This window comes from Amycolatopsis sp. Hca4, assembly GCF_013364075.1.
Classification (GTDB): domain Bacteria; phylum Actinomycetota; class Actinomycetes; order Mycobacteriales; family Pseudonocardiaceae; genus Amycolatopsis.
The window spans coordinates 8,721,898-8,747,046 of sequence record NZ_CP054925.1; the positions used below are offsets into that span (position 1 = coordinate 8,721,898).

The window sequence follows — 25,149 nt, forward strand, 5'->3', positions numbered from 1 at the left end:
GCCTTCACAGGAGAACCCCTTGAGCCTCGCGCCCTTGGACCGGCGGACCTTCCTGCGCTGGTCCGCGCTCGTGCCCGCCGTCGCCGCCGTGCCCACCGTGCCCGCCTGGGCGGAGGAGACGGCGGCGTTCGTCGACTCCTACCGCACCAACACCCCGGCCAACCGCACCCCGGAGACCAACGCGGCGGTGCGGATCCTGAGCGGGATGCAGCGGGTCTGGCGCACCGGGTCCACATGGGACAGTGGCGTCGTGCTCGACGCGGCCCTGCTGCGCGCGAACGTCCGCCACTGCGTCGCCGTCACCCGCGCCCGGAGCGACGCCGAAGCCATGCGGGCGTTCGTCTACGACCGCCAGCACCAGTCCTACGCCGCCATCGGCGGCCTCGGCCCCCTCGCGGACCTCTACCGCAGCGGCGCCAAGGCCGTCACCAGCATCACTTCCGCCCCCGACGGCACGCCGCCGGCGAAGATCGACGACGCCGTCCCGGCGGACGCGCCCGCGGGCTCGGAGCTCGGCGCCGGCTCGCACGACTCGGAGCTCGGCCTGGTGGCCACGCTCGTGGACACCGTCCGCGGCACCTGGGCTTCGGGCAACCCGAGCAAGAACGCCTACCAGTACCCGCGGCCGTGGCGGCTGACCGCGGACAGCCGGGTCGAGGACACCGGCCGGGTCGACGAGCTCGGCTTCCCGGTCTACCGGTCGGACGTGGGCGTCGCGCCGCAGCTGCTGCGGCAGCGCAGCACGACCCCGGCCGAGGACGGCGGCTTCCCCAGCGGCCACACCAACGCGTTCCACCTGGCCTGCCTCGCGCTGGCCTACGCGGTCCCGGAGCGGTTCCAGGAGCTGGTGGCGCGGGCCTACGACCTGGCCGACACGCGGATCGTCGCCGGGATGCACTCGCCGGTCGACGTGATCGGCGGCCGGACGCTGGCCACCGCGCTCGCCGCGGCCACGCTCGCCGACCCGGAGAACACCACGCTCAAGACGGCGGCCCGTGCGCAGGCACTGGAGTACTTCACCGCGAAGACCGGCACGACCCCCGACACGTTGTTCGCCCGCGCGCACACCGGCGCCGACGAATACGGCGACCGCCGGGCGAACGCCGCAATGGTCGCCCGCCGGGCCACCTACGGCCTGCCGGACCGCGCCGCGCGCACCGCGATGCGCGTCCCCAAGGGCGCCGAAGTGCTCCTCGAAACCCGCCTGCCGTACCTCGACGCGGCCCAGCGGCGGGAAGTCCTGCGCACGACGGCGTTCCCGGGTGGCAACCCGCTGCTCGACGGCCCCGAACTGTGGGGACGGCTGAACCTCTTCGCCGCGGCCGACGGCTACGGCGCGTTCGACGCGAACGTCCGCGTCACGATGGACGCCGCCCTCGGTGGGTTCAGCGCGAACGACAGCTGGCGCAACGACATCGGCGGCGACGGCGGGCTCGTCAAGGCGGGCACCGGGACGCTGACGCTCGCCGGGACCAACCGCTACCGCGGCGGCACCCGCGTCGAGGCGGGCACCCTGATCGCCGCGACGCCGGGCGCACTGGGCACCGGAGACGTCGAACTCGCCGGGGGCACCCTGCGCGCGTCCGGCCTCCGGATCGGTGGCCACCGCCAGACCGGCGGCACGCTGTCGGTCACCGCCGGGCCGGCGCTGGTCGTGCGCGGCGAGGCCACCCTCGAGCGCGGCAGCGTCCTGGAGCTGCGGATCGACGGCTCGTGCCCGTGGCACGAGGTCGACGTGCTGCGCGCGCGGCGGCTGCGCGGCCGGTTCGCCGCCATCCGAGCCGACCGCCCGGGCCACCGGGTGGTGCCGCGGTACACCCCCACCGGTTTGTCCGTCCGAATCCTCCGGGAGTTCTCGTGAGAAAACGCATCGCCGCGTTGGCCCTCGCCGTCACGGTGTCCACTGTGGTCAGTCCGGCGGCCGCCCGGGCGGCCGCCGACGGCGGCAGCTTTTCGGTGCTGGCCTACAACGTCGCCGGCCTGCCCGAGAGCATCTCCAGCGCGCCGACGCCGCGGGATCCCGCGACCACGGCGATCGGGCAGCGGCTCGGCCCGTACGACGTCGTGCACGTCGAGGAGGACTTCAACTACCACGCCAAGCTCTACGCCGCCGACACCCACCCGTACCGCACGCCCACCAGCGGCGGCGCGGGCATCGGCAGCGGGCTGAACACGCTGTCCTCGCTGCCCTACGACGCCGACGACTTCGAGCGCGTCCGCTGGACGTCCTGCCAGCTCGACTCCGGCGACTGCCTGACCCCGAAGGGCTTCACCTTCATGCGGGTACGGCTGGCCGAAGGCGTGTACGTCGACTTCTACAACGCGCACACCAACGCCGGCACGAACGACGGCGACGAGGCTTCGCGCGCGTCGAACCTGGCGCAGCTGACCGCGTTCATCCAGGCGCACTCGGCGGGCAACGCGGTGGTCGTCATGGGCGACACCAACACGCGCTACACCCGCGCGGCCGACACGATCGCCAAGTTCGGCGCGGACAACGGCCTCACCGACGCGTGGGTCAAGCTGGTGCGAGGTGGCGTCGCGCCGGCCCCGGGCAGCCCCGACCTCGTGTGCAACCAGCAGGCACCCACCAACGACTGCGAAGTCGTCGACAAGGTGCTCTACCGCGGCAGCAAGCTCGTCAACCTCGACGCGACCTTCTACAACAACGAGCACGCGAAGTTCCTCTACACCGACGGCAACATGCTGTCCGACCACGACCCGATCACCGTCCGGTTCAACTGGACCCGCAACCCCGCGCTGCAGCTTTCGGAGCAGTTCGGCGGCCCGCACGGCGACTACTTCACCGACGTCCCCGCGGTGCCCGCGGGCGCCCGGGTGAAGACGTGGTCGCTGCGCGGCGGCAGCCGGCTCGACCAGGTCGGGGTGACCCTGGAGAACGGCACCACGCTGACCCACGGCGGCACCGGCGGCACGGCCGCGTCGCTCACCCTCGGCACCGGCGAGTACGTCACGACGGCGACCCTGTGCCAGGGCAAGTACAACGGCACGACCCGGATCTTCTCGGCCCGGTTCACCACCAGCCTCGGCCGCGTCCTGGCCGGCGGCACGACCACCGGCGACTGCGTGACCCGCACGGCGCCGTCCGGCTGGCAGCTCGCCGGCTTCCACGGGCGGACCGGCGACGAGGTCGACAAGCTCGGGTTCGTCTACACGCAGCGGTAGTCGCCGGCCAGGCCCCGAGGCGCCCCGCGGTCCGGACCCGGTTCCGGGCGGCGGGGCGTCGCGCTGTTGAGCAGCTCTTCGGCGACGGCCATGGTGGGCCGGGCGCTGGGATCGGGGTGCAGCAGCGGCAGCACGGCCTCGGTGAGCGGGTGCCGCTGCCCGGTGCCCACTGCACTGCCCACGGCGGCGTAGAGGGTGGCGCCCAGGGAGTACACCTCGGCCGGGAAGTCGGGGAAGCCGCCGTCCAGCACCTCGGGGGCGAGGAAAGCGGGCAGGGGACGCCCGCCGCCGGCGAGCCCGGCCCGGCCCTCGGGCAGGAGGACGACGTGGTCCGGGTCGACGGCGGCGTGCAGGACGCCTTCGTCGTGCGCGGCGGCCAGGTCGGCGGCCAGCTGCGCGCCGAACCGGGCGACGAAATCGGGGGCGAGCGTGCCGTGCTCGCCGAGCAGCTCGGCCAGCGTCCGCGCCCCCGGGTACTCGAGCACCAGGTAGGTGGTGCTGTCTTCGTCGACGACGTCACAGATGGCCGCCCGCGGCGCGGGGATGGCTGGCACCGCGGGCGGCTCGTCGAACAGCGGCTTGACGGCGACGATCCGGCCGAGCCGTTCGTCCTGGGCGTGCCAGAGCACCGCGCCCGGCCCGGCCGGGCCGAGCAGGCGGTACCGGTCGCCGATCAGTGTCCCTTCGCGCGCCACGGCATCGTCCCTCCGTCTGGTCCACCGTCCTCCAGGGAGATACGGCCACCACGCGGATCCGGTTCGCTTGATCGACTCGATTTCCCGTTCGTGACAAAACGACCGCCGGTGGGCGCCGGTTTTTCGCAGGATTGTTCACCCCGCCGGGGGAGCCCGGCCGGGCCCGGTGCCCGGTGCCCGGGATCCGGACCGGAACCCTTGACACCGCGTGGCGCGGGTCACCTACACTACGACGGCTTGTTAGCGCTAACAATTCGTGCCCGCTGCTCGACGACGAGATGGGTGGACGATGATCAGTCGACGTGGACTGATGGCCGGCGCGGCCGGAGCCGCGGTCGCCGGGGTGCTCGGCGGCCACGCCTCGGCGCGGGCCCAGGCCGCCATCGGCGGGTACGTCATGGCGTACTTCACCGAGTCACCGTCCATGACCGGCGCCGACTACGGGCTGCACCTGGCGGTCAGCGCGGACGGCCTCGACTGGGTTCCGCTCAACCAGAACAACCCCGTGGTGACGCCGACCGCGGGCACCGGCGGGCTGCGCGATCCCTTCGTGCTGCGCAGGCAGGACGGCCGGTTCGTGGTGCTGGCCACCGATCTCAAGGGCACCGACTGGTCGCTGCAGAACCAGTACGTGCACGTCTGGGATTCCGCCGACCTGCGCGGGTTCACCGGTTACCGCCGGATCAAGCTGCACTCCATGGCCACGCACAGCTGGGCGCCCGAGGCGTTCTGGGACCCTTCGCGCAGCCAGTACGCCATCATCTACTCCGCGGCCTCCGGCGGCCACGACGTCATCATGGTCAACTACACCACCGACTTCACGACGGTCAGTGCGCCGCAGGTGTTCTTCGACCCCGGGCACGCGACGATCGACGGGACGATGGCCACCATCGGCGGCGTCAACTACCTGTACGTCAAGGACAACACGAACAGCACCCTGGTCGCCCAGCGGTCCGCTTCCCTCGCGCCCGGCAGTTTCGCCACCTACCGGACCGGAATCTCACCCGGGCGGGGGGTGGAGGCGCCGCAGATCGTGCCGGCCGCGTCCGGCAACCGCTGGTACCTCTGGGGCGACACGTGGAGCCCCAACGGCCGGTTCTTCTGCTGGGAGACCACGGACGTGGCCACTGGGAACTGGACGCTGCTGAACGACCGCGCCTACACGCAGCCGTTGAACTCCAAGCACCCCGGGATCACGCCGATCACGGCCGCGGAGCGGTCGGCGCTCGTCGAGAAGTGGGGCAGCCCGGCCTGGCGGCGGTTGAAGTCGTACAACTACCCGGACCGGTACGTCCGGCACGCGAACTCCGTGGGCCGCATCGACGCCTACCCGTTCGACCCGTACCAGGACCAGCTCTGGAAGCTCGTCCCCGGCTTGGCCGACCCGGCCGGTGTGTCGTTCGAATCCGTCAACTACCCCGGCCGGTACCTGCGGCACTACAACTACGAACTGCAGCTCGCGGCCGACGACGGCACGGCGGCGTTCAAGGCGGACGCCACCTTCCACCAGACCGCGGGACTCGCCGACGCGAGCTGGTCGTCCTTCCGCTCGCACAACTACCCCGACCGCTACCTCCGGCACCACGACTACGTGCTGCGGATCGATCCGCTGGGCAGCACGTCCTCCACTGTGGACAAGCAGGACGCGACTTTCCGCGTCGGCTACTGACCTCGCTCGCGAAGGAGCCGTCATGCTACGACGACGTGGCACGGTGCTGTCCTTGCTCGTGTTCGCCTCGCTGCTGCTCGGTACGCCGGGCGCGCACGCCGCGCCGGTGACCGTGACCAACGGCAGCCAGTTCACCGACACCGCCGGCGCCCTGGTGCACGCCCACGGCGGCGGGCTGCTCAAGGTGGGCGCGTACTACTACTGGTTCGGCGAGAACCGCAACGCCGACGACACCTTCCGGGCCGTCTCGGCCTACCGCTCGGCCGACCTGAAGACGTGGGAATTCCGGGGTGACGTGCTCACGCAGTCGTCGGCTTCGGAGCTGGGCCGGGCGAAGATCGAGCGGCCGAAGGTGATCTACAACCGCGCCACCGGGCAGTACGTGATGTGGATGCACAAGGAGAACGGCGACGACTACGCCGAAGCCCGCGCCGCCGTGGCCACCTCCCCGACGGTCGACGGCGGCTACACCTACCGCGGCAGTTTCCGTCCGCTCGGGGTCCACATGTCGCGGGACATCACGCTGTTCCAGGACGACGACGGCACCGCGTACATGGCTTCCGCGGCCCGCGAGAACGCCGACTTGAACGTGTACCGGCTCTCCACTGACTACACCGGTGTCTCGGCGCTGGTGCAGACGCTGTGGCCCGGCTCGTACCGCGAGGCGCCGGCGCTGTTCAAGCGCAACGGCGTCTACTTCATGGTCACCTCGGCCGCGACCGGCTGGCAGCCGAACCAGCAGAAGTACGCGACGGCCACCAGCATCACGGGCACGTGGAGCGGGTTGGCGAACGTCGGGGACGCCACCGGCTACGGCAGCCAGACCGCGTACGTGCTGCCGGTGCAGGGTTCGCAGGCGACCTCCTACCTGTACCTGGGTGACCGCTGGGCCGGTGCCTGGAGCCGTCCGGTCACCGAGTCGCGGTACGTCTGGCTGCCGCTGGCTTTCCCGAGTGCCACCACGCTGTCGATGACCTGGTCCCCGAAGGTGAGTGTCGACGTGGCGACCGGCGTGGTCGCCGGCGTCGGCTCCGGAAGCGCGTACGAATCCCTGGTGGCGCGGCACAGCGGCAAGTGCGCCGACATCCCGGGGTCGTCCCGCACCGACGGGACGCAGCTGACGCAGTACAGCTGCAACAACGGCGGCAACCAGCAGTGGAGCGTGCTCGACCTCGGCAACGGCTACGTCAACCTGATCGCCCGGCACAGCGGCCAGTGCCTCGACGTCTCGGGGGCGTCCACCGCGGACGGCGCCGCGGTGGTCCAGTGGCCCTGCGGCGGCGGCGCGAACCAGCAGTGGCAGCTCCAGGCCGCGGACGGCGGGTACGTCCGGATTTCGGCCCGGCACAGCGGAAAGTGCCTCGACGTCGTGTCCGCGTCGACCGCCGACGGCGCCGCCGTCAAGCAGTACCCGTGCACCGGCGTGACCAACCAGCAGTGGCAGCAGCGGGCCGCCTGAAGGGCTCCGTTCGGCCCTTGACGACCGGAGGAGGGCTCGCTAGTTTTTTGTGAAACTCCTTCACGTTTGGGGCTGCCTCATGCGCCTGCTCGTGGCTTTGCTCACCGCCGTGGCGATGACGTCCGGCGTCGTCGCGTCCGCCGTCGCCGAAGACGTTCCGGCGCACCGGCTTTCGGTGCGTGGTCCGGCTTTCGTCGACGAGTACGGCCGCGAAGTGGTGTTGCGCGGCTTCAACGTCTCGGGCGAGACGAAGCTCGCGGAAAACGGTTTCCTGCCGTTCGCCTCCGCGGCCGACGCGCGTCGCTCGGCTCAGGCGATGCGGGCGCTCACCGGCGCGAACGCCGTGCGGATCCCGATCGCGTGGGCCGGGACGCAGCCGGTGCGCGGGCCGGTCGACACGCGGTACCTGGCCGCGCTGACCGAGCAGCTGAAGGCGTTCCTGGACGAGGGGTTCACCGTCCTGCCGGACTTCCACCAGGACCTGTTCTCCCGCTACCTGTTCAACCGCGGCAGCTGGTACACCGGCGACGGCGCGCCGAAGTGGGTCGTCGACCTCGGCGGCTACCCGGCGGAAAGCTGCGGCATCTGCGCGCACTGGGGCCAGAACATCACGCAGAACGGCGCGGTCCAGGACGCCACGAAGGACTTCTGGCACAACGCCCGCGGTGTGCAGGACGAGTTCGTCGGCATGGCTGTCCAGACGATGTCGTACCTGAAGGGGAACCTGAGCGCCGCCCAGTTCGCCGGCATCGCGGGGATGGACCCGTACAACGAGCCGTTCGCCGGGCGGTACGACCAGGGCCAGGACAGCAAGGCGTGGGAGCAGAACGTGTTGTGGCCGTTCTTCCAGCGGTTCCGCGACGCGATGGACGCCGCGGGCTGGCAGGACAAGCCGGCGTTCGTCGAGCCGAACATGTTCTGGAACGCCAACATCTCCTTCCAGCTGCACCCCGGTGGCTTCCAGGACACCGGAGTGCTGGGTCCGCGGTACGTGTTCAACACGCACTTCTACGACCAGCTGGCCCAGTCCGGCGTGTTCATGCCGGGCAAGGCGGGCGACGGCCAGTACAGCGCCGCCTTCGGCACGGTCCGGGACCGGGCGGCCGCGCTCGGCACGACGGCGATCGTCACCGAGTTCGGCCACCCGATGACCGGGTACACCTCGGACAAGACCCCGACCGTGGACAAGGCGATGTACCAGGCCCTGGATTCGCGGGTGCCCGGCGCGGACTGGTGGCGCAAGCCGGCGCAGTCGGGCCCGGTGCTGTCGGCGACGCAGTGGCAGTGGGACGTCTACAGCGGCCGCCACCACGAGCTGATGAACGACAACCCGGACAAGGTCAAGACCGACGGCGACGCCTGGAACGGCGAGGACTTCTCGTCGGCCCGGACGGCGGACGACGGGACGGTCCGGCTCCGCCAGGACGCCCGCCTGCTCGACCGCCTCTACCCGGCCGCGGTGGCGGGGCACACGCTGGCGTTCACCTACGAGGACCGCTCGCGTGACGGCAGCCAGGCGCTGACGTGGAACCGGATCCCGTCGACGATGCCGGCCACCGCCGCCCTCGCCGGAGCCGGGCGCTACGGCGTCCTCGTGTGGCAGGGAACGGAAGCGGCCGCACCGACCGAGCTGCACGTCCCGGCCGGGATGACGCCGACGGTGGTGACGGACCTGGCCTCGGTCACCCGGGTGGGCGACCGCCTGCAGCTGCCGGCCACCCCGGGCCTGCACTACGCGCTGATCACGGAACCGGCGACGGCCCCGACGGCGGCCCAGCTGGCGGCCGTCCGGGCGGAACTCGCGGCGTGGGCGCCGACGGCGGTCCGCTGACCGAGCACGACCAGCGTCGCCGCACACGCCGCAACCGGCCCGGCTGCCGGGATATCAGCCCGCCAGCAGGGCGACCATGCTGTGCGGGGCGTCCGCGCCGAACATGATCGCGTAGATGTCCTCGTCGGCCGCTTCCGCCGCGGCGCGCGCGAACATGGCCTGCTCGTATTCGGCCAGCGCGGTCTCCACCTCGCCCGGGTGGGCGGCGAGGGCCTGGCCGAGCTCGGCGCCGTCCAGCATGGCGAGGTTGGCGCCTTCGCCGTTCGGCGGCATCAGGTGGGCGGCGTCGCCGAGCAGGGTCACCCCCGGCACGCGGTCCCAGCGGTGCCCGGCAGGCAGCGTGGCGAGGCGGCGCAGCACCGGCGGCAGGTCGCTTTCGGTGATCAGCGCGGTCAGCTCGGGCGCCCAGCCGGCGAACTCCTCGGCGGTCCGGGCCGTCACGGTCGCGGCGTCGGCTCCGGCGAGCCAGTCCTGGGGCCGGTACAGCTGCGCGTAGGTGTGCAGGGTCCCGCCGCTTTCGCGGTGCGCGATGATCCCTTTGCCCGGCGCCAGCGCGTAGAGCGCGCCCGCGCCGACCACCTTCGCGGCGGCCGGGTGCCGGGTGTCGCCGTCGAAGAGGAACGTCTCGACGACCGTCACGCCGACGTACTCCGGGGTGGCGGCCGAGAGCAGCGGGCGGACCTTCGACCAGGCGCCGTCCGCGCCGACCAGCAGGCTCGTGACGAAGGTGCCGCCGCCGGCCAGGCGCACTTCGTGGGCGCCGTCGCCGAGGGCCCGCACCCCGCCGACCTTCTGTCCCCAGTGGACGGTGCCGGGTGGCAGCGAGTCCAGCAGCAGCTGCCGCAGCTCGCCGCGCTGCACTTCGGGGCGTTGACCGGTGCCGTCGTCGGGCTCGTCGAGCAGCACCGTGCCGTGGCGGTCGACCACGCGGGACGACTCGCGGCCCGGCAGGACGAGCGCCCGGAAGCCCTCGGTGAGGCCGGCGGTTTCCAGCGCGAGCCGGCCGTTCCACGGGTGGATGTCGAGCATCCCGCCCTGGCGGCGCGCGGCCGGGGACGCTTCGGCCTCGTACACCTCGGCCCGGATGCCGTGCCGGTGCAGGACGCGGGCCAGGACGAGACCGCCGAGGCCGGCTCCGATGATCGTGACAGTCATGGTTCCCTCCGATTGGATCGTCGTTCCAATAATCACGCTAACACGAGTTTGGATCGACGTTCCAACCGTGCGATGATCGGCACATGGCGAAACGGGCCCAGCGGCGCACGGACGGGCTGTCGAAGGACGTGATCGTGCAGGCGGCGGCCGCGATCCTGGACGAAGGCGGCGAGGCGGCGCTGACGTTCCGCGCGCTCACCACCCGCCTGTCGACCGGCTACGGCGCGATCTACCACCACGTCGCGAACAAGAGCGACCTCCTCGCGGCGGCGACCGAGGCCGTCATCACCCGCGTGCTGGGCGACGCCGTCGCCGGGGACGACCCGCGGGAAGCGCTGCGGACGGTGTCGCTCGGCCTGTTCGACGCGATCGACGCCCATCCCTGGGTCGGCGCCCAGCTGTCCCGCGAACCGTGGCGGCCCGCGCTCCTGGAGATCTACGAACGGATCGGCGGGCTGCTGGCCGTCCTCGACGTGCCCGAGCGGGAGCTGTTCGACGCGGCCGCCGCGCTGGTCAGCTACGTGCTCGGCGTGGCGGGGCAGAACGCCGCCAACGCCCGCCTCCTCGCGGCAGGCCAGGGGGACCGGTCGGCCTTCCTGGGCGCTGTCGCCGCCCAGTGGGCCGCGCTCGACCCGGAGCGGTACCCGTTCGTCCACCGGGCGGCGGCGCAGCTGCGGGAGCACGACGACCGCGAGCAGTTCCTCGCGGGCGTCGACATCCTCCTGGCCGGGATCGGAGCCCTGCGCTAGCGGCTACGGACGGGCGATGCTCGCGCCGATGCCGTCGAGCAGGAAGCCGAGGCCGATCCGGAACGTCTCGTCGGCGTCGTGGTGGGCGGCGTCGTGGACGACCTTCTCGAGTGCGGGGAAGCGGCCGGTGGCGAACATCCGCACCAGGTAGGGGCCCAGTTCGGCCTGCCACTGCCGCTGGTCCAGCCCGCTGGCGCGTTCGGCCCGCCGTTCGGCGATCTCGCGGCGGACCGCGCCGATCACGTAGGCGTCGACGGCGGTGACCATCGGCATGACGACGTCCACGTCGACGCCGTCCAGCGCGGCCAGCACCGCCTCGCCCCTGGCCAGCGCGTTCGGCCCGAGCTGGGGGCGGCCGCCGATCAGGTCGGCGAACCACTCGTGCCGGTGCACGGCCCGCCGGGTGGCCTCGGCGACCGAGGTGAGCACCTCCCGCCAGCCGTCGCCGGTGGGCCGGATCTCCGCGTGGACGGCGTCGACCATCAGGTCGAGCAGCTCGTCCTTGGTGTCGATGTAGCCGTAGAGCCGCATCGGCCCGACGTCCAGCGCGGCGGCGATCTTGCGCAGCGACACGGCGTCCAGGCCGGCTTGATCGGCCAGCTCGACCGCGGTCCGGACGATCAGGTCGCGGCTCAGCGGCGCCGGCGCCGGTCGGTTCGCCGGCTCCGGCCGTTCCCACACCAACATGGGGGTGACAGTACAACGCCTGTCGCGATACAGTGTATCGAGACGTACGGCGTATCGGAGGGGGAGTCATGACCATCGCGATCGTGGGAGCCGGCATGGGCGGCCTGGCGCTCGCCCGTGTTCTGCACGTGAACGGCATCGAGTCGGTCGTGTACGAGCGCGACGCGGCGCGGGACGCCCGCAGGCAGGGCGGCATGCTGGACATCCATTCCGGGCAGCGAGCGCTGCGCGAGGCCGGGCTGCTGGAAAAGTTCCTGACGATCGCCCGCGGCGAGGGGCAGGACATGCGCCTCCTGGAACCGGACGGCACCCTGCTGCTGCGGGAGGACACACCGGACGACGCGCCACTCTTGCGGCCGGAGATCGACCGCACGGACCTGCGCGCGTTGTTCCTCGACGCGCTCCCCGCGGAAACGGTCCGCTGGGGCCACGCGTTCGACCACGCCGAAGACGGCGTCGTGCACTTCGCGGGCGGGGGCAGCGCCCGGTACGACCTGCTGGTCGGCGCGGACGGCGCGAACTCCCGCGTCCGTGGCCTCCTCACCGACGCCCGCCCGGCCCACCTCGGCCAGAACGCGGTCGAGCTGGCGATTTCCGACATCGACGCCAGGTACCCGGACCTGGCGGCCATGGTGGGCCGCGGAAACTACTGGGTCTTCGGCGAAGGAAAGTCCCTGTCAGCCCAGCGAAACGGCGACGGCTGCGTCCGCATCGGCATCAGTTTCTACAACACCGGAGAGGAGTGGTTCGAGACCACGGGCATCCCGTTCGACAACCCGCCGGCGGCCCGAGCCCGCCTGATGGAGCTCTTGACCGGCTGGGACCCGGAGATCACCCGCCTGATCGAGGTGAGCGACGACACGGTAGTCCCCCGGACTTTGGCGGCACTCCCGGTCGGCTTGAGGTGGCCATCGAACCCGAAGGCGACCCTGGTCGGCGACGCGGCACACTTGATGCCCCCGGTGGGCGAGGGGGCGAACATGGCCATGCTGGACGGCGCGGTCCTGGGAGCGGCCTTGGCGGCCCATCCGGACGATTTCGGCACGGCGGTGGCGGAGTACGAGAAGGAGATGTTCGAGCGAACGGAAGCGGCGGCCCGAATGTCGGCGGACATGCAGCAGTTGCTGATGTCCCCGGACGCAAGCCGCCGCCTGCTCGAGTTCTTCCAACCACGATGATCCACCCGCCGGCGGCGTTCTCAGCCACGGCTCGGTGGGAGGAATGAGTTCCAACATGCCGGAACCGTGACCCGTGCCGAGATCCGCTCGCCCCGGCAGCAGGCCGACCGGATCGGCGTGGCCGAAGTCGTCGACGGCGCGGACCCAGGGCACCGGCCGTACCTGACTCGCCGAGTCGTACGCCCTCGCTGGAGGGCTGGACGGGACCGCGAGGTCATCGGCGCCGCCCGGGGCAAGGCGGACGGCATCAACTCGGCTCATCTTGGCCAGCGCGTCGAGGAGATCGAGGGCCTGGTGGGCTGGGTGAACCCGGTGAGGGAGTCTTGTGGTCGACGTGGGGCAGTTCGTCCCGAGCCGCCGGCTCCGACTCGAACTCCATGAAGGGCATTTTGACGCGAATGCGGCGGCGCGACTTCTGCGAGACGAGGATCAGAAGGAGTGCGCCGACGATGACAACGCCGAGCAGGGCCGTAAGAGCCCAGATGCCGGCAGCGGACATCTCCGCGACACGGGTGATGATGCCGTCGAACGTCACTCGTAACCCAAACCGCTAGCGAGTCCCAGGGCATTCTCACCAGCCGTCAGGGTTGATGCTGAACAGGCAGTGCTGGTGTGAGTTGAGCGGGACGCCCCGACCCTGGGTGACCCGCACTTCTGCATTGCGATTGCAGGACAGGCGGGACGTCCATGCCCCGTCCCGGGCCTTCACGGCCCCGAGGGAGCATCTATCAACCTGCTAGACCGGGCAGGCAGCCGGGGAACGGGTTGCCAGATTGGCTCGTTCGTTGCGATTTCTGGGTGTTTCAGGTGTCAGCCGAGACTGACACGTCCGATATTCATGAGGATACGCCGTAGGGTAGCGTCGCTAGGGCCTGTCCTCAAAGCGGTGGTGGTTGATCTGCTTCGATCTTGAGTTGTGGTGCGCAGGCATGAGCTGACCGATGAGCAGTGGCAGGTGATCCAGCCGTTGCTGCCGGTGTCGGGTGCGAAGGGACGCCCGCGGGTGGATGACCGTCGGGTGATCAACGGGATGTTGTTCAAGGCCAAGACTGGAGTTGCATGGCGTGACCTGCCGGAGCGGTATGGGCCGTGGAAGACGGTCTACAACCGGTTCTGGCGCTGGTCACGCACCGGTACCCTGTCCGCGCTGGTGGCACAGGTCCGCGTGATCGCCGAGGCGATCGACGAACTTGACCGCGAGGTGTCGGTCGACTCCAGCATCGTGCGCGCGCATCAGCACGCCGCCGGCGCCCGCCGTGCCACCGCGTCGCACACAGGGGGCGAGCGGATCCTGCGGCGGGCATAACGAGCCAGGTGATCATGCCATCGGCCGGTCCCGGGGTGGACCCACGACCAAGATTCATCTCGCCTGCGACGGCCACGGCCGACCGCTGTCGATCGTGCTGACCGGCGGCAACGTCAACGACTGCACCCAGTTCATCCAGGTCATGGCGGGCATCGAGTTCCGCCGGCCAGGTCCTGGCCGGCCGGCGACCCGGCCGAGCCGGGTCCTGGCCGACAAGGGCTACTCCAGCCGAGCCATCCGCTCATATCTGCGTCGGCGGCGCATCCCGGCGACCATTCCCGAACGCCGTGACCAGCAGGCCAACCGGCGGCGACGGGGTCGGGCGGGTGGTCGTCCACCGGCCTTCGACCGCACTGCCTACCGGCGCCGCAACATCGTCGAACGCTGCTTCAACCGACTCAAGCAATTCCGCGCCATCGCCACCCGCTTCGACAAGACCGCCACCTCCTACCGGAGCATGATCGACCTGGCCACACTGCTCCTCTGGCTTTGAGGACAGGCCCTAGCGCGGGGGTGTGAGCTGTCAGGGTGCCCCGCACCCGAGCCTGCGGAGGATTCGCGCGCTGCGGTCACGGAAGCCGGTCTGGAGCGACTTGGCGAAGATCTACCCCTTCGGCGAACCGCTCGGCCTCTTTCCGAACCAGCTGGACTTGCTGGCCGTCGTGCCCGGCCTTGTTTTGCAGTCGTACCGGCTGCGCTGGGTGGGTGTCACGCTCTCGATCCTCGGCGCGAGGGGAGGGCGCGATAACAGGTTTGGTCAGGTCTACCGGGACGGCGATGACCAAGAACGCGTAGCCCAAGACAAACAGCATCCGCGTCTAGGTGCGATGTCCAGGGAAGTTGTTCAGCCGGGTCCACTGGCGGCTCGCCGCCGGGTGGCTTTGGGTTCCGGTGATTGTCGAAGCGGGCGGCGGCCTCAGCTGATCAGACGAGGGTTTACCCTGGAAGCCGATGACCGAGAAGCAGGCACCCAGGGCGTACCAGATCCGCACCTTCGGCTGCCAGATGAACGTGCACGACTCCGAGCGCCTCGCCGGGCAGCTCGAGGACGCCGGTTACGTCCCCGCCACCGCCGGGGCCAAGCCGGACCTCATCGTGTTCAACACCTGCGCCGTGCGGGAGAACGCGGACAACAAGCTCTACGGCACCCTCGGGCACCTGCGCCCGGACAAGGTCGCGAACCCCGACCTGCAGATCGCCGTCGGCGGCTGCCTCGCGCAGAAGGACCGCGGCGAGATCGTCAAGCGGGCGCCGTGGGTGGACGTCGTGTTCGGGACCCACAACATCGGGTCGCTGCCCACGCTGCTGGAGCGGGCGCGGCACAACGCCGAAGCCGAGGTCGAGATCCTCGAATCGCTCGAGACCTTCCCCTCCACGCTGCCCGCGCGCCGCGAATCGTCCTACGCGAGCTGGGTGTCCGTTTCGGTCGGCTGCAACAACACCTGCACCTTCTGCATCGTCCCCGCCCTGCGCGGGAAGGAACGCGACCGGCGGCCGGGGGAGATCCTCGCCGAGGTCGAGGCGCTCGTCGCCGAGGGCGTGCTCGAGGTCACCCTGCTCGGGCAGAACGTCAACTCCTACGGCGTCGAATTCGGCGACCGGCAGGCGTTCGGCAAGCTGCTGCGCGCGTGCGGGACCGTCGACGGCCTCGAGCGCGTCCGGTTCACCTCGCCGCACCCGGCCGCGTTCACCTCCGACGTCATCGACGCCATGGCCGCCACCCCGAACGTCTGCCACCAGCTGCACATGCCGCTGCAGTCGGGGTCCGACCGGGTGCTGCGCGAGATGAAGCGGTCCTACCGCTCGGCGCGCTTCCTGAACATCCTCGACGAGGTCCGCGCGGCCATGCCGGACGCGGCGATCACCACCGACATCATCGTCGGCTTCCCCGGCGAGACCGAGGAGGACTTCCAGGCGACCCTGGACGTCGTCGCCCAGGCCCGCTTCTCCAGCGCGTTCACCTTCCAGTACTCGAAGCGCCCCGGCACGCCGGCCGCGACGATGGACGGCCAGCTGCCGAAGGAGGTCGTGCAGGAGCGCTACGACCGCCTGGTCGAGCTGCAGAACGCCATCTCCTGGGACGAGAACAAGAAGATCGTCGGCCGCCGCGTCGAGCTGCTGGTCGCCGCGGGCGAGGGCCGCAAGGACGCCGAAACGCACCGCATGAGCGGCCGTGCCCGTGACGGGCGGCTGGTGCACTTCACGCCGACCGGCGCCCACGTCGACCGCGCGGTCCGCCCCGGTGACGTCGTCGAGACGGTCGTCACCTACGGCGCCCCGCACCACCTGGTCGCCGACGGCGACCTGCTGTCCCACCGGCGCACGCGCGCCGGCGACAACGCCGAGGCCGGGCTGCGGCCGAAGACGAGCGGTGTCACGCTGGGCCTGCCGGGCTTCGGTGCCCCGGCCGCCCGGCCCGAACCGGTGAGTGGGTGTGCGCTGTGACCGAGCCGCGAGGCAACGGCGAGCTGGCCGAACTGGCGGCCGAGATCGACGAAGCGGGCGCGCGGGCGTCCCGCACGGTGGAGCTGGGCCGCCGCGGGTTCACCATCGCGGTGTTCACCTTCGTGCTGCTGATCTGCCTGATCCTGCCCTGGGTCGGCGACCACGCGGGCTGGCGGGTGCTGGCCGGCGAGGGCGGCGGCATCCCGCAGCTGTTCGCGGCGACGTCGACCGGCGTCGGCATCCTGGCTTCGGCGCTGGCCCTGGTGACGCGCCGCTGGTGGCTGGCCTGGGTGTGCGCGGCGGGCGGCTGGTTCGCCTCGGTGGACGGGCTGCTGGCGATCTGGTCGCAGCAGTCGTCCCACGCCCCGGGCGCCGCCGGCGGCGGCCCCGGGATCGGCATGATCATCGCCTGGATCGCGATGATCTGCCTGGCCGTGCAGTGGATGCGGACGGCGTTCTCGCGTTCGTGAGGCCGGTGGGGACCGGGGTCAGCCGACGCGCAGGGTGAGGGTTCCCGCCGAGTAGGCGGCGGCGTAGAGCGACGTCTCGGGGTGGAAGAGCCGCAGCGAGACGGTGGCGCTCAGGCTGAAGCTGAGGCTCAGGGAGAACCCGCCGTTGGGACGGCAGGTCGTGTCGGCGATGTTCACCCAGGCCCCGGCCTGCAGCTGCTGCACGATGACGGTCTCGACGCTCGCCTCCGAGCGGGCGGTCTCGAGCACCTGGAGGTTGCCCTTGAGGTCGACCTTCTCGCCGACCTTGACGTGGTCCTTGGCGAGCTTCCCGTCGACCTTCACCTTCTTCTTCCCGGCCTCGGTGGCCGAGGAGAGGGGAGCGGCACCCGCCGGGGCGGCGAGCGCCGGGGCGAGCCCGGCGAGAGCGACGGTGACGGCGAGAGCGGCGAGGAGCCTGCGGGGTGTCCTGATCATGAACGGAGTGGAGCACCGGGAACGGCCCGGAGCACGCGGTGACCCCCGGTCGGGGCGTGGGCCGAACCCCTTCGGGTGCTTCCGCTTGCCGATCGCGCCCAAAACGCGGTGAAGGCCGCACCCGGGGTGTTCCCGGATGCGGCCTTCACTCCGCGTCGAAGTGCCCAGACGGGACCAGGGCGCTCAGCGGTCCGCGACCGCCGCCTCCGCGGCCTGCAGCCACTCACGCCACTGCGCCGCCTGCTCGTCGGCCTTCTTGGCCCGCCGCTCGTCCCCGGCCGCGCGCGCCTTCGCCGCCTGCGACTCGAACTGCTCCACCCGCTCCCGGAACTGCGCCGCGCGGGCCTGGGCCTCCGGGTCGGTCCGGCGCCAGCGGCTGTCCTCGGCCGCCTTGACCGCGTCCTGGACCGCCTTCAGCCTGCCGTCCAGCTCGCGGATGCGCTCGCGGGGGACCTTGCCGATCTCGTCCCACTGCTCCTGGATGCGCCGCAGCGCGCTCTTCGCCGCCTCCAGGTTGGCCGACGCGTCGATCTTCTCGGCCTCGACCAGCAGCTCTTCCTTGCGGGCCGCGTTCGCGCCGAACTCGGCGTCGCGCTCGGAGAACACCGCCGACCGGCGGGCGAAGAACTTGTCCTGCGCCGCGCGGAAGCGCTGCCACAGCGCCTCGTCGCTGTCCTTCGGCGCGCGGCCGGCCGCCTTCCACTCGGTCATCAGGTCCTTGTAACGGCCCGCCGTCTCGCCCCAGTCGTCGGACTCGCTGATGGCCTCGGCCTCGGCGATGAGCTCTTCCTTGCGCTGCTTGGCCGACGCGCGCTGCTTGTCCAGCTCGGCGAAGTGCGAGCCCCGGCGGCGGTTGAACGCCTCGCGGGCCTTCGAGAACCGCTTCCACAGCTCGTCGTCGGTCTTGCGGTCGACGCCCTTGACCGTCTTCCACTCGTCCAGGATCGCCCGCAGCCGGTCGCCCGCCGCCTTCCACTGGGTGGAGTCGGCCGCGATCTTCTCGGCTTCCTCGGCCAGCGCCTGCTTGCGGGCCACTGCCGCGGCCCTGGCCTCCTCGCGCTCCGCCTTCGCACTGGCCAGCGCCTTCTCGGCGTGCGCGATGACGTACTCCAGCCGCGCGGCGAGCGCGGCCAGGTCGCCGACCACCGCGGCCTCGGCCAGGCCGTCGCGGATCTGGGTGGCGCTCGACAGCGCGTGCTTCGGGTCGCCTGCCCCGGAGATCAGCCGGGTCTCCAGCAGCTCGACCTCGGTGCGCACGTCGTCGAAGCGGCGTGCGTAGTGCACCAGGCCCTCGTCGGGGCTGCCGGCCTGCCAGACACCGACGGCGCGCTCGCCTTCGGGGGTGACGACGTAGACGGTGCCCTCGTCGTCGATCCGGCCCCAGGACGACGGGGTGGGTTCGGCGGGCGGCACGGGCGGGGCGGCGTGCCCGGCGTGCAGCGCGTGCGGCACCGGGTGCGGGGCCGGGGTACCGGTGGAAGTGTTCTCCTGGGCCATCGCAGGCTCCTTATCGCCTGTACGCCCGCTTGCGCGGGCGCCCCGCCGTTCGGGCGGGGCCGGGTAATGCGGTCGTCACGGGCCGTGCTCGGATGCTACGGCCCCACGCGGCATTCAAGCAGCTCAGCGCGCACCGTGGTACTGGATGGGCCACTCGAAGCTCGTGATCCTACTTCCGGTGGACGCTCTGTGTCGGCCCGCAGGTATCGTCAGCCGCCGTGAACAGCCCCGTCGTCCCGCTCGCGGTGGTCGGGCCGACGGCCACCGGCAAGACCGCGCTCGCCGTGGACCTGGCCCGCGAACTCGGCGGCGAAGTCGTCAACGCGGACGCGATGCAGCTCTACCGGGGCATGGACATCGGCACCGCCAAGGCCACCGAGGCCGAGCGCCGCGGCGTCCCGCACCACCTGCTCGACGTGCTGGACGTGACCGAGACGGCGTCCGTCGCGGCCTACCAGCGGCACGCGCGGGCCGAGATCGAGCGGCTGCTGGCCGCCGGCCGGGTCCCGGTGCTGGCCGGCGGGTCGGGCCTGTACGTCCAGGCCGTGCTCGACGACCTGCGGTTCCCCGGCACCGACCCGGCCGTCCGGGCCCGGCTCGACGCGGAGGCCGAGGAGCTCGGCACGCCCGCGTTGTACACCCGGCTGGGTGAACGCGACCCGGCGGCCGCGGCCAAGATCCTGCCGACCAACACCCGCCGGATCGTGCGCGCCCTCGAGGTCATCGAGATCACCGGCGAGCCGTTCTCGGCGAACCTGCCCGAGCCGGGGCCCGCTCGCTACGGCACGGTGGTGATCGGCGTCGACCGCGCGGCCGAGGAGCTCGACGAGCGCGTGAACGAGCGCGTGGAGCGGATGTTCGCGGCCGGGCTGGTCGACGAAGTGCGCGAGCTGGAGAAGCGGGGCCTGCGCGAGGGGAAGACGGCGTCGCGGGCGCTCGGCTACCAGCAGGTGCTCGCCGAACTGGACGGCGAAGGCGACTTCGCGGCGGCCGCCGCGGCAACCGCGCAGGCCACCCGGCGCTTCGTCCGCAAGCAACGGTCCTGGTTCCGGCGCGACCAGCGGATCCGCTGGTTCGACGGCGCCGATTCCGGGCTGGCCGCGCGCGTCCTGGATACCCTGGGCCGGTAATCTGCCCCCATGGGCGGAATCGAGTTCCTCAAGGGGCACGGCACGCAGAACGACTTCGTGCTGCTCCCCGACCCGGCGGGCCGCCTCGAGCTGACCGAAGCCAGGGTGGCGGCGCTGTGCGACCGCAGGCGCGGCCTCGGGGCCGACGGCGTGCTGCGGGTCGTCCGGGCCGCCGCGCTCGGCGTGTCGTCCGCGGGCGAGTGGTTCATGGACTACCGCAACGCCGACGGCTCGATCGCCGAGATGTGCGGCAACGGCGTGCGCGTGTTCGCCCGGTACCTGGTCGACGCGGGCTTGGCCGCCGAAGGCGAGTTCGTCGTCGGAACCCGTGCAGGCGACCGCCCGGTGGTGGTGCACCCGGACCGCTCGGTGACGGTGCAGATGGGCCCGGCGACGATCACCGGGACGTCGGTGACAGTGGTGGCGGGCCGCCCGTTCTCCGGCGTGGCAGTGGACGTCGGCAACCCACACCTGGTGTCGCTCCTCGACGACGACGTGGCCGACCTCGACCTGCGCGACCAGCCCGACTTCGACCACGACGTGTTCCCGAACGGCGTGAACCTCGAGTTCATCAACTACGTCAGCGCCGGCGCGCTCCGGATGCGCGTCCACGAGCGCGGCGTGGGCGAAACGCGGGCGTGCGGCACCGGCACGGTCGCCGCGGTGGCGGCCGCGTTCCACCTGGCGGGCACCGACACCGGAGCCTCCACAGTGGACGTCCCGGGCGGCCGCGTCGAGGTGACGGTCTCCCGCGGCGCGTCGACGTTGTCCGGCCCCGCCGAGATCGTGGCCCGCGGCGAGATCGACGAAGCCTGGTGGGCCGCCGCCGGTTCGTGACCGGGGCGGCCCACCCGTGTCAGACCTTCGCTTCGACGGCGAAGTCGCCTTCGCGGGTCGTCACCTCCGCGATCGCGCCCGCGGTGCGGATGTCCGACTCGATCGCCGCGAAGCGCGCCAGCACCTCCGCCGGTCCGGTCACCGTCAGGCTCTCCACCGCCGTGCGCATCGACACCTTCGCGTCGGTCTTCGCCCGCCGGACCGCGGCGATCACCTGGCTTGCCAAAACCAGCGCCTCCGGGTCGCCGTCGGACTCCGTCACCGAAGGCCAGGCGGCCCGGTGCACCGAACCCTCCTGCCACCACGACCAGACCTCCTCGGTCGCGAACGGCAGGAACGGCGCGAACAACCGCAGCAGCGCCGAGAGTGCCGTCACGAGGGCCGCCTGCGCCGACTCCGCTCCCGAAAGGCCGCTGTCGCCGTACGCGCGGCCCTTCACCAGCTCGACGTAGTCGTCGCAGAACGTCCAGAAGAACGTCTCGGTCACCTGCAGCGCCCGCGCGTAGTCCAACGCCTCCAGCGCCGCCGTCGCCTGCTCGGTGACGACGGCCAGCGACGCCAGCAGCGCCCGGTCCAGCGGCTCGACGGCCGCGGCGGACGACGAAGGCACGCCCAGCCCGAGCACGAACCGGCTCGCGTTGAGCAGCTTCGTCGCCAGCCGGCGGCCGACCTTCATCTGGCCCTCGTCCACCGCCGTGTCGACGCCCGGCCGCGCGCTTCCCGCCCAGTACCGCACGGCGTCCGAGCCGAAGCGCTCCAGCAGGTCCACCGGGGTGATCACGTTCCCGACCGACTTCGACATCTTCTTGCGGTCCGGGTCCAGCACCCAGCCCGCGATCGCCGCCGCCCGCCACGGCAGCACGCCGTGCTCCAGCTCCGCGCGCACCGCCGTCGAGAACAGCCAGGTGCGGATGATCTCGTGCGCCTGCGGCCGCAGGGCAAAAGGGAACACGCGCTCGAACAGGTCGTCGTCGACGCTCCACCGGCCGACGATCTGCGGCGTCAGCGACGACGTCGCCCAGGTGTCCATCACGTCGGGATCGGCCACGAAGCCACCCGGTACCCCGCGCCGGTCCTCGGTGAACCCCGGCGGGACGTCGCTGCTCGGGTCCACCGGCAGGGTGTCCGGCAGCAGGGGCGCCGTGTAGTCCGGTTCGCCGTCGGAACCGAGCCGGTACCACAGCGGGATCGGCACGCCGAAGAACCGCTGCCTGCTGATCAGCCAGTCGCCGGCCAGGTTCTCCACCCACGACGAGTACCGGACGCGCATGTGCTTCGGCACCCAGTTCAGCTCTTCGCCACGGGCGAGCATCTTCTCCCGGAACGCGGCGTCGTTCCCGCCGTTGCGCAGGTACCACTGCCGGCTGGCGACGATTTCCAGGGGCTTGTCGCCCTTTTCGTAGAACTTCACCGAGTGCGTGATCGGCCGCGGTTCCCCGTGCAGAGCACCGGCTTCGCGCAGCAGCCGCACCATGATCTCGCGTCCGGTGTGGACGGTCTTGCCCACCAGCGGCGCGTAGGCGTCCGGCGACACCCCGGCCGGCGCGTCGGGCAGGAACCGGCCGTCGCGGCCCAGCACCACCCGCGTCGCCAGCCGCAGCTCCCGCCACCACGTGACGTCGGTGGTGTCGCCGAAGGTGCACACCATCGCGATCCCGCGGCCCTTCTCCGGATCCGCGAGGTGGTGCGCCACCACGGGCACCTCGACGCCGAACACCGGCGACCGCACGGACTTCCCGAACAGCGGCTTGAAGCGCTCGTCGTCGGGGTGCGCCACCAGGGCGACGCACGCGGGCAGCAGCTCCGGCCGGGTCGTCGCGATCACCACGTCGCCGTCCGGCCCGGTGAACGCGAGGTCGTGGAAGGCACCGCGGCGTTCGCGGTCCTCCAGCTCGGCCTGGGCGACGGCGGTGCGGAACGACACGTCCCACAGCGTCGGCGCTTCGGCCTGGTAGGCCTCACCGCGTTCGAGGTTGCGCAGGAACGCGCGCTGGGAGATCAGCCGCGCGTCGTGCCCGATCGTCTGGTAGGTCATCGTCCAGTCGACCGAGAGCCCGAGCTGCCGCCACAGCTGCTCGAAGACCTGCTCGTCGGTCACGGTCAGCGCTTCGCACAGCTCGACGAAGTTGCGCCGCGAGATCGCCACCACGTCCTTGCCCGGCTTCTCCGGCGGCCGGAACTGCGGGTCGTAGGGCAGCGACGGTTCGCAGCGGACGCCGAAGTGGTTCTGCACCCGGCGTTCGGTCGGCAGGCCGTTGTCGTCCCACCCCATCGGGTAGAAGACTTCGCGCCCGCGCATCCGCTGGAACCGGGCCAGGATGTCGGTGTGGGTGTAGGAGAAGACGTGCCCGATGTGCAGTGACCCGCTGACCGTCGGCGGGGGAGTGTCGATCGAGTAGATCTCGTCCCGGGTCTTCGTGCGGTCGAAGCGGTAGGCGCCGGTGGTTTCCCATACGGGTACCCACTTGGCCTCCAGACCGTCGACACCGACCTTGTCCGGGACTCGCGGGCGCTCGTAAGGGTTGCTCATGCAGCAACTCTAGGCGGCCGGAGAACCGGTTTTCGCCGCGGTCGGCAGGTCGCGCATCTTCCGCAGCGGGGAGCAGACCACCCACAGCGCGGCCGCCGCCTCCCCGGCCGCCGCGACCCAGATCGCGCCGCGCAGCCCGAGGCCTTCCCCGAGCGCGCCGCCCAGCAGGCCGCCGAGCGGCAGCGTGCCCCAGACGAGGAACCGGACGCTCGCGTTCATCCGGCCCATCAGCCGGTCGGGACAGATCGCCTGCCGGTAGGAGACCTGCGCGACGTTGTAGACGATCACCCCGAACCCATAGACGACTTCGCCGAACGCGGCGAGCACCAGCCGCCAGTCCGCGCCGGTCCAGGGGAGCAGCAGGTGCGCGGGCCAGGACAGCAGCGGCACCAGCCAGATCGTGCGCGCGTGCCCGATCCGGCGGGTCAGCGCGCCGGAGAAGACCGCGCCGAGGACGCCGCCCGCCCCGCCGACGGCGAGCATCACGCCGACGAGCGAGGGGGACAGCCCGACGGTGCGCGTGAAGAACAGCACCTGGACGGCCACGAAGGCGCCGCCGAAGAGGTTCGCCGTCGCGGTGCAGGCGACGCTCGAGCGCAACGGCCGGTCGGAGAAGACGAACCGCAGCCCTTCCGCGATCTGCGGCAGCAGGCGGGTGTGCTCGCCGCGTTCCGGTGCCGGCTCGACCGCGCGGATCCGCAGCAGGCACAGCGCCGACGTCAGGTAGCCGACGGCGGTGACGAGCACGGTGGTGGCCGCGCTGAACACCTGGACCAGCACGCCCGCGCCGCTCGGTCCGGCGACCTGGGCGACCGACTGGACCGCCTGCAGCTTGGCGTTGCCCTCCAGGAGGTGCTCCCGGCCGACGAGCGAAGGCAGGTACGACTGGTAGGCGACGTCGAAGAACACCGTCGCGATGCCGACGAACAGCATGGCGATGACCAGCTGGGCGAGCGTCAGCACCCCCGCCCACCAGGCCAGCGGCACGCTCAGCAGCAGCGCGAAGCGGGTGAAGTCGGCGACGAGCATGACCGGGCGGCGCCGCAGCCGGTCCACCCACACCCCGGCGGGCAGGCCGAAGAACAGGAACGCGACCGTCTGGGCCGCGGTCAGCAGGCCCATCTCGAACGGCGTCGCGGCCAGCGTCACCGCCGCGAGCAGCGGGATCGCGGTGTACCCGACCATCGTGCCGAACTGGCTGGCCGTGTCGCCGGCCCAGAGCCGCCGGAAGTCGGCGTGGAAGAACAGGGACCCGCTGCGCATGGCGACGAGTGTGCCGCGAGTGATTGGAAAGTGTCAATCACTGGACGTCCTAGGCTGGGCCCGTGCCCACTGAGCAACGCCGAGCCGCGACCGAAGCCGAGGCCGCCGCGCTGGCCTCCGGAATACGGCTGCGCATCATCCGGTTGACCTTTTCGGAGGCGCTGACGAACAAGGAGCTCGCGCAGCGGCTGGGCCGGGATCCGGCGACGACCCTGCACCACGTGCGGAAGCTCGTCGAGACCGGCTTCCTCGCCGCGCAGCCGCCACGCCGCGGAGCACGGGGCGCCAAGGAAATTCCGTATCTTTCGACGGGGCTTTCGTGGACACTCGACTCATGCGGTGACAAGGGCGTGGAAGAGGCGGTTCTCGAGGCCTATCTGGCCGAGATCGCCGAGACCGGATTCGCGGGCGTGCACCAGTCGCGCCTGGTCGTCCAGGTGGCCCCCGAGGAGCGGGCGGAGCTGGAAACGCGGCTCAACGCCCTGCTCGAGGAGTTCCGCATGCGTCCCCGCCGTCCCGGCGCGGAGCGCACCGCGATCTACCTCGCCACCTATCCCAGCACGTAAAAGTTCGGTTCCCGCGGCGAATCGTGGGAACATGGAGGCA

Annotated in this window: 19 protein-coding genes and 1 pseudogene; 13 read left to right on the forward strand and 7 right to left on the reverse strand. The window is 71.5% G+C overall.

What is annotated here, in order from left to right; genetic code table 11:
- The first annotated feature begins 19 nt into the window (after positions 1-19).
- Both HUT10_RS39730 and HUT10_RS39735 read left to right on the forward strand, forming a co-directional pair.
- Entirely contained in the window at positions 20-1,861 is a 1,842-nt protein-coding gene (locus tag HUT10_RS39730) for a phosphatase PAP2 family protein (protein WP_176175885.1), read from the forward strand.
- A complete protein-coding gene (locus HUT10_RS39735; protein WP_176175886.1) occupies positions 1,858-3,186 on the forward strand; it encodes a jacalin-like lectin in 1,329 nt (442 codons plus the stop codon). Before HUT10_RS39730 ends, HUT10_RS39735 begins: the two co-directional genes overlap by 4 nt.
- Here the strand turns inward: HUT10_RS39735 and HUT10_RS39740 are convergent.
- Positions 3,171-3,881 (reverse strand): serine/threonine protein kinase, encoded by a 711-nt coding sequence (locus HUT10_RS39740; RefSeq protein ID WP_176175887.1) that lies wholly within the window; start codon positions 3,879-3,881, stop codon positions 3,171-3,173. The two genes, HUT10_RS39735 and HUT10_RS39740, sit on opposite strands and share 16 nt — an antisense overlap.
- A 289-nt stretch (positions 3,882-4,170) precedes the next feature.
- Between HUT10_RS39740 and HUT10_RS39745 the strand changes: the two genes are divergently transcribed.
- The 3 genes from HUT10_RS39745 to HUT10_RS39755 all read left to right on the forward strand — a co-directional run bounded on the left by HUT10_RS39745 (position 4,171) and on the right by HUT10_RS39755 (position 8,840).
- Positions 4,171-5,550 (forward strand): glycoside hydrolase family 43 protein, encoded by a 1,380-nt coding sequence (locus tag HUT10_RS39745; protein WP_254897231.1) that lies wholly within the window; start codon positions 4,171-4,173, stop codon positions 5,548-5,550.
- 22 nt (positions 5,551-5,572) lie between these two features.
- The gene (locus HUT10_RS39750; RefSeq protein ID WP_176175888.1) at positions 5,573-7,009 is read left to right on the forward strand and encodes an RICIN domain-containing protein; all 1,437 of its coding nucleotides are present in this window, start codon (positions 5,573-5,575) and stop codon (positions 7,007-7,009) included.
- Positions 7,010-7,088: 79 nt separating this feature from the next.
- Positions 7,089-8,840: a cellulase family glycosylhydrolase gene (locus HUT10_RS39755; RefSeq protein ID WP_176175889.1), complete on the forward strand. Its 1,752-nt coding sequence runs from the start codon at positions 7,089-7,091 to the stop codon at positions 8,838-8,840.
- A 54-nt stretch (positions 8,841-8,894) separates the two neighbouring features.
- Here HUT10_RS39755 and HUT10_RS39760 read toward each other — a convergent pair whose 3' ends face one another.
- Positions 8,895-9,995: an NAD(P)/FAD-dependent oxidoreductase gene (locus tag HUT10_RS39760; protein ID WP_176175890.1), complete on the reverse strand. Its 1,101-nt coding sequence runs from the start codon at positions 9,993-9,995 to the stop codon at positions 8,895-8,897.
- Positions 9,996-10,078: 83 nt separating this feature from the next.
- Between HUT10_RS39760 and HUT10_RS39765 the strand changes: the two genes are divergently transcribed.
- Positions 10,079-10,744 (forward strand): TetR/AcrR family transcriptional regulator, encoded by a 666-nt coding sequence (locus HUT10_RS39765; RefSeq protein ID WP_176175891.1) that lies wholly within the window; start codon positions 10,079-10,081, stop codon positions 10,742-10,744.
- Positions 10,745-10,747: 3 nt separating this feature from the next.
- Here HUT10_RS39765 and HUT10_RS39770 read toward each other — a convergent pair whose 3' ends face one another.
- Entirely contained in the window at positions 10,748-11,431 is a 684-nt protein-coding gene (locus tag HUT10_RS39770; protein WP_176175892.1) for a TetR/AcrR family transcriptional regulator, read from the reverse strand.
- A gap of 68 nt (positions 11,432-11,499) precedes the next feature.
- Between HUT10_RS39770 and HUT10_RS39775 the strand changes: the two genes are divergently transcribed.
- The 4 genes and pseudogenes from HUT10_RS39775 (at position 11,500) to HUT10_RS39790 (ending at position 16,830) form a co-directional block, all read left to right on the forward strand.
- A complete protein-coding gene (locus tag HUT10_RS39775) occupies positions 11,500-12,609 on the forward strand; it encodes an NAD(P)/FAD-dependent oxidoreductase (protein WP_176175893.1) in 1,110 nt (369 codons plus the stop codon).
- Between the two features lie 919 nt (positions 12,610-13,528).
- Positions 13,529-14,408, forward strand: a pseudogene (locus HUT10_RS39780) (IS5 family transposase).
- A gap of 458 nt (positions 14,409-14,866) precedes the next feature.
- Positions 14,867-16,360, forward strand: coding sequence for a tRNA (N6-isopentenyl adenosine(37)-C2)-methylthiotransferase MiaB (miaB, locus tag HUT10_RS39785; protein WP_176175894.1), 1,494 nt, complete (start codon positions 14,867-14,869; stop codon positions 16,358-16,360).
- Positions 16,357-16,830 (forward strand): hypothetical protein, encoded by a 474-nt coding sequence (locus HUT10_RS39790; RefSeq protein ID WP_176175895.1) that lies wholly within the window; start codon positions 16,357-16,359, stop codon positions 16,828-16,830. Before miaB ends, HUT10_RS39790 begins: the two co-directional genes overlap by 4 nt.
- Before the next feature lie 18 nt (positions 16,831-16,848).
- Here HUT10_RS39790 and HUT10_RS39795 read toward each other — a convergent pair whose 3' ends face one another.
- Entirely contained in the window at positions 16,849-17,286 is a 438-nt protein-coding gene (locus tag HUT10_RS39795; protein ID WP_176175896.1) for a hypothetical protein, read from the reverse strand.
- 183 nt (positions 17,287-17,469) lie between these two features.
- Positions 17,470-18,783: a DUF349 domain-containing protein gene (locus tag HUT10_RS39800; protein ID WP_176175897.1), complete on the reverse strand. Its 1,314-nt coding sequence runs from the start codon at positions 18,781-18,783 to the stop codon at positions 17,470-17,472.
- Positions 18,784-19,001: 218 nt separating this feature from the next.
- Here HUT10_RS39800 and miaA point away from each other — a divergent pair, with 218 nt between their 5' ends.
- Together miaA and dapF are read left to right on the forward strand one after the other, a co-directional pair.
- On the forward strand, positions 19,002-19,913 hold the full coding sequence (gene miaA / locus HUT10_RS39805) for a tRNA (adenosine(37)-N6)-dimethylallyltransferase MiaA (RefSeq protein WP_176175898.1): 912 nt from the start codon (positions 19,002-19,004) through the stop codon (positions 19,911-19,913).
- 9 nt (positions 19,914-19,922) lie between these two features.
- Complete coding sequence (gene dapF / locus HUT10_RS39810) at positions 19,923-20,750, forward strand: diaminopimelate epimerase (RefSeq protein WP_176175899.1); 828 nt, start codon at positions 19,923-19,925, stop codon at positions 20,748-20,750.
- A gap of 19 nt (positions 20,751-20,769) precedes the next feature.
- On the opposite strand, the gene valS is transcribed toward dapF, so the two are convergent.
- Both valS and HUT10_RS39820 read right to left on the reverse strand, forming a co-directional pair.
- The gene (valS, locus tag HUT10_RS39815; protein ID WP_176175900.1) at positions 20,770-23,280 is read right to left on the reverse strand and encodes a valine--tRNA ligase; all 2,511 of its coding nucleotides are present in this window, start codon (positions 23,278-23,280) and stop codon (positions 20,770-20,772) included.
- A gap of 9 nt (positions 23,281-23,289) precedes the next feature.
- A complete protein-coding gene (locus HUT10_RS39820; protein ID WP_176175901.1) occupies positions 23,290-24,543 on the reverse strand; it encodes an MFS transporter in 1,254 nt (417 codons plus the stop codon).
- 62 nt (positions 24,544-24,605) lie between these two features.
- Here HUT10_RS39820 and HUT10_RS39825 point away from each other — a divergent pair, with 62 nt between their 5' ends.
- Positions 24,606-25,109, forward strand: a complete 504-nt coding sequence (locus tag HUT10_RS39825) for a transcriptional regulator (protein WP_176175902.1) — start codon at positions 24,606-24,608, stop codon at positions 25,107-25,109.
- Positions 25,110-25,149 lie beyond the last annotated feature (40 nt).

Coding starts and splice junctions, on each gene's coding strand:
- HUT10_RS39750 (WP_176175888.1), top strand. CDS start 5,573: ATGCTACGACGACGTGGCACGGTGCTGTCCTTGCTCGTGTTCGCCTCG.
- HUT10_RS39755 (WP_176175889.1), top strand. CDS start 7,089: ATGCGCCTGCTCGTGGCTTTGCTCACCGCCGTGGCGATGACGTCCGGC.
- HUT10_RS39765 (WP_176175891.1), top strand. CDS start 10,079: ATGGCGAAACGGGCCCAGCGGCGCACGGACGGGCTGTCGAAGGACGTG.
- HUT10_RS39770 (WP_176175892.1), bottom strand. CDS start 11,431: ATGTTGGTGTGGGAACGGCCGGAGCCGGCGAACCGACCGGCGCCGGCG.
- HUT10_RS39800 (WP_176175897.1), bottom strand. CDS start 18,783: ATGGCCCAGGAGAACACTTCCACCGGTACCCCGGCCCCGCACCCGGTG.
- HUT10_RS39795 (WP_176175896.1), bottom strand. CDS start 17,286: ATGATCAGGACACCCCGCAGGCTCCTCGCCGCTCTCGCCGTCACCGTC.
- HUT10_RS39745 (WP_254897231.1), top strand. CDS start 4,171: ATGATCAGTCGACGTGGACTGATGGCCGGCGCGGCCGGAGCCGCGGTC.
- miaB (WP_176175894.1), top strand. CDS start 14,867: ATGACCGAGAAGCAGGCACCCAGGGCGTACCAGATCCGCACCTTCGGC.
- HUT10_RS39820 (WP_176175901.1), bottom strand. CDS start 24,543: ATGCGCAGCGGGTCCCTGTTCTTCCACGCCGACTTCCGGCGGCTCTGG.
- dapF (WP_176175899.1), top strand. CDS start 19,923: ATGGGCGGAATCGAGTTCCTCAAGGGGCACGGCACGCAGAACGACTTC.
- HUT10_RS39775 (WP_176175893.1), top strand. CDS start 11,500: ATGACCATCGCGATCGTGGGAGCCGGCATGGGCGGCCTGGCGCTCGCC.
- valS (WP_176175900.1), bottom strand. CDS start 23,280: ATGAGCAACCCTTACGAGCGCCCGCGAGTCCCGGACAAGGTCGGTGTC.
- HUT10_RS39760 (WP_176175890.1), bottom strand. CDS start 9,995: ATGACTGTCACGATCATCGGAGCCGGCCTCGGCGGTCTCGTCCTGGCC.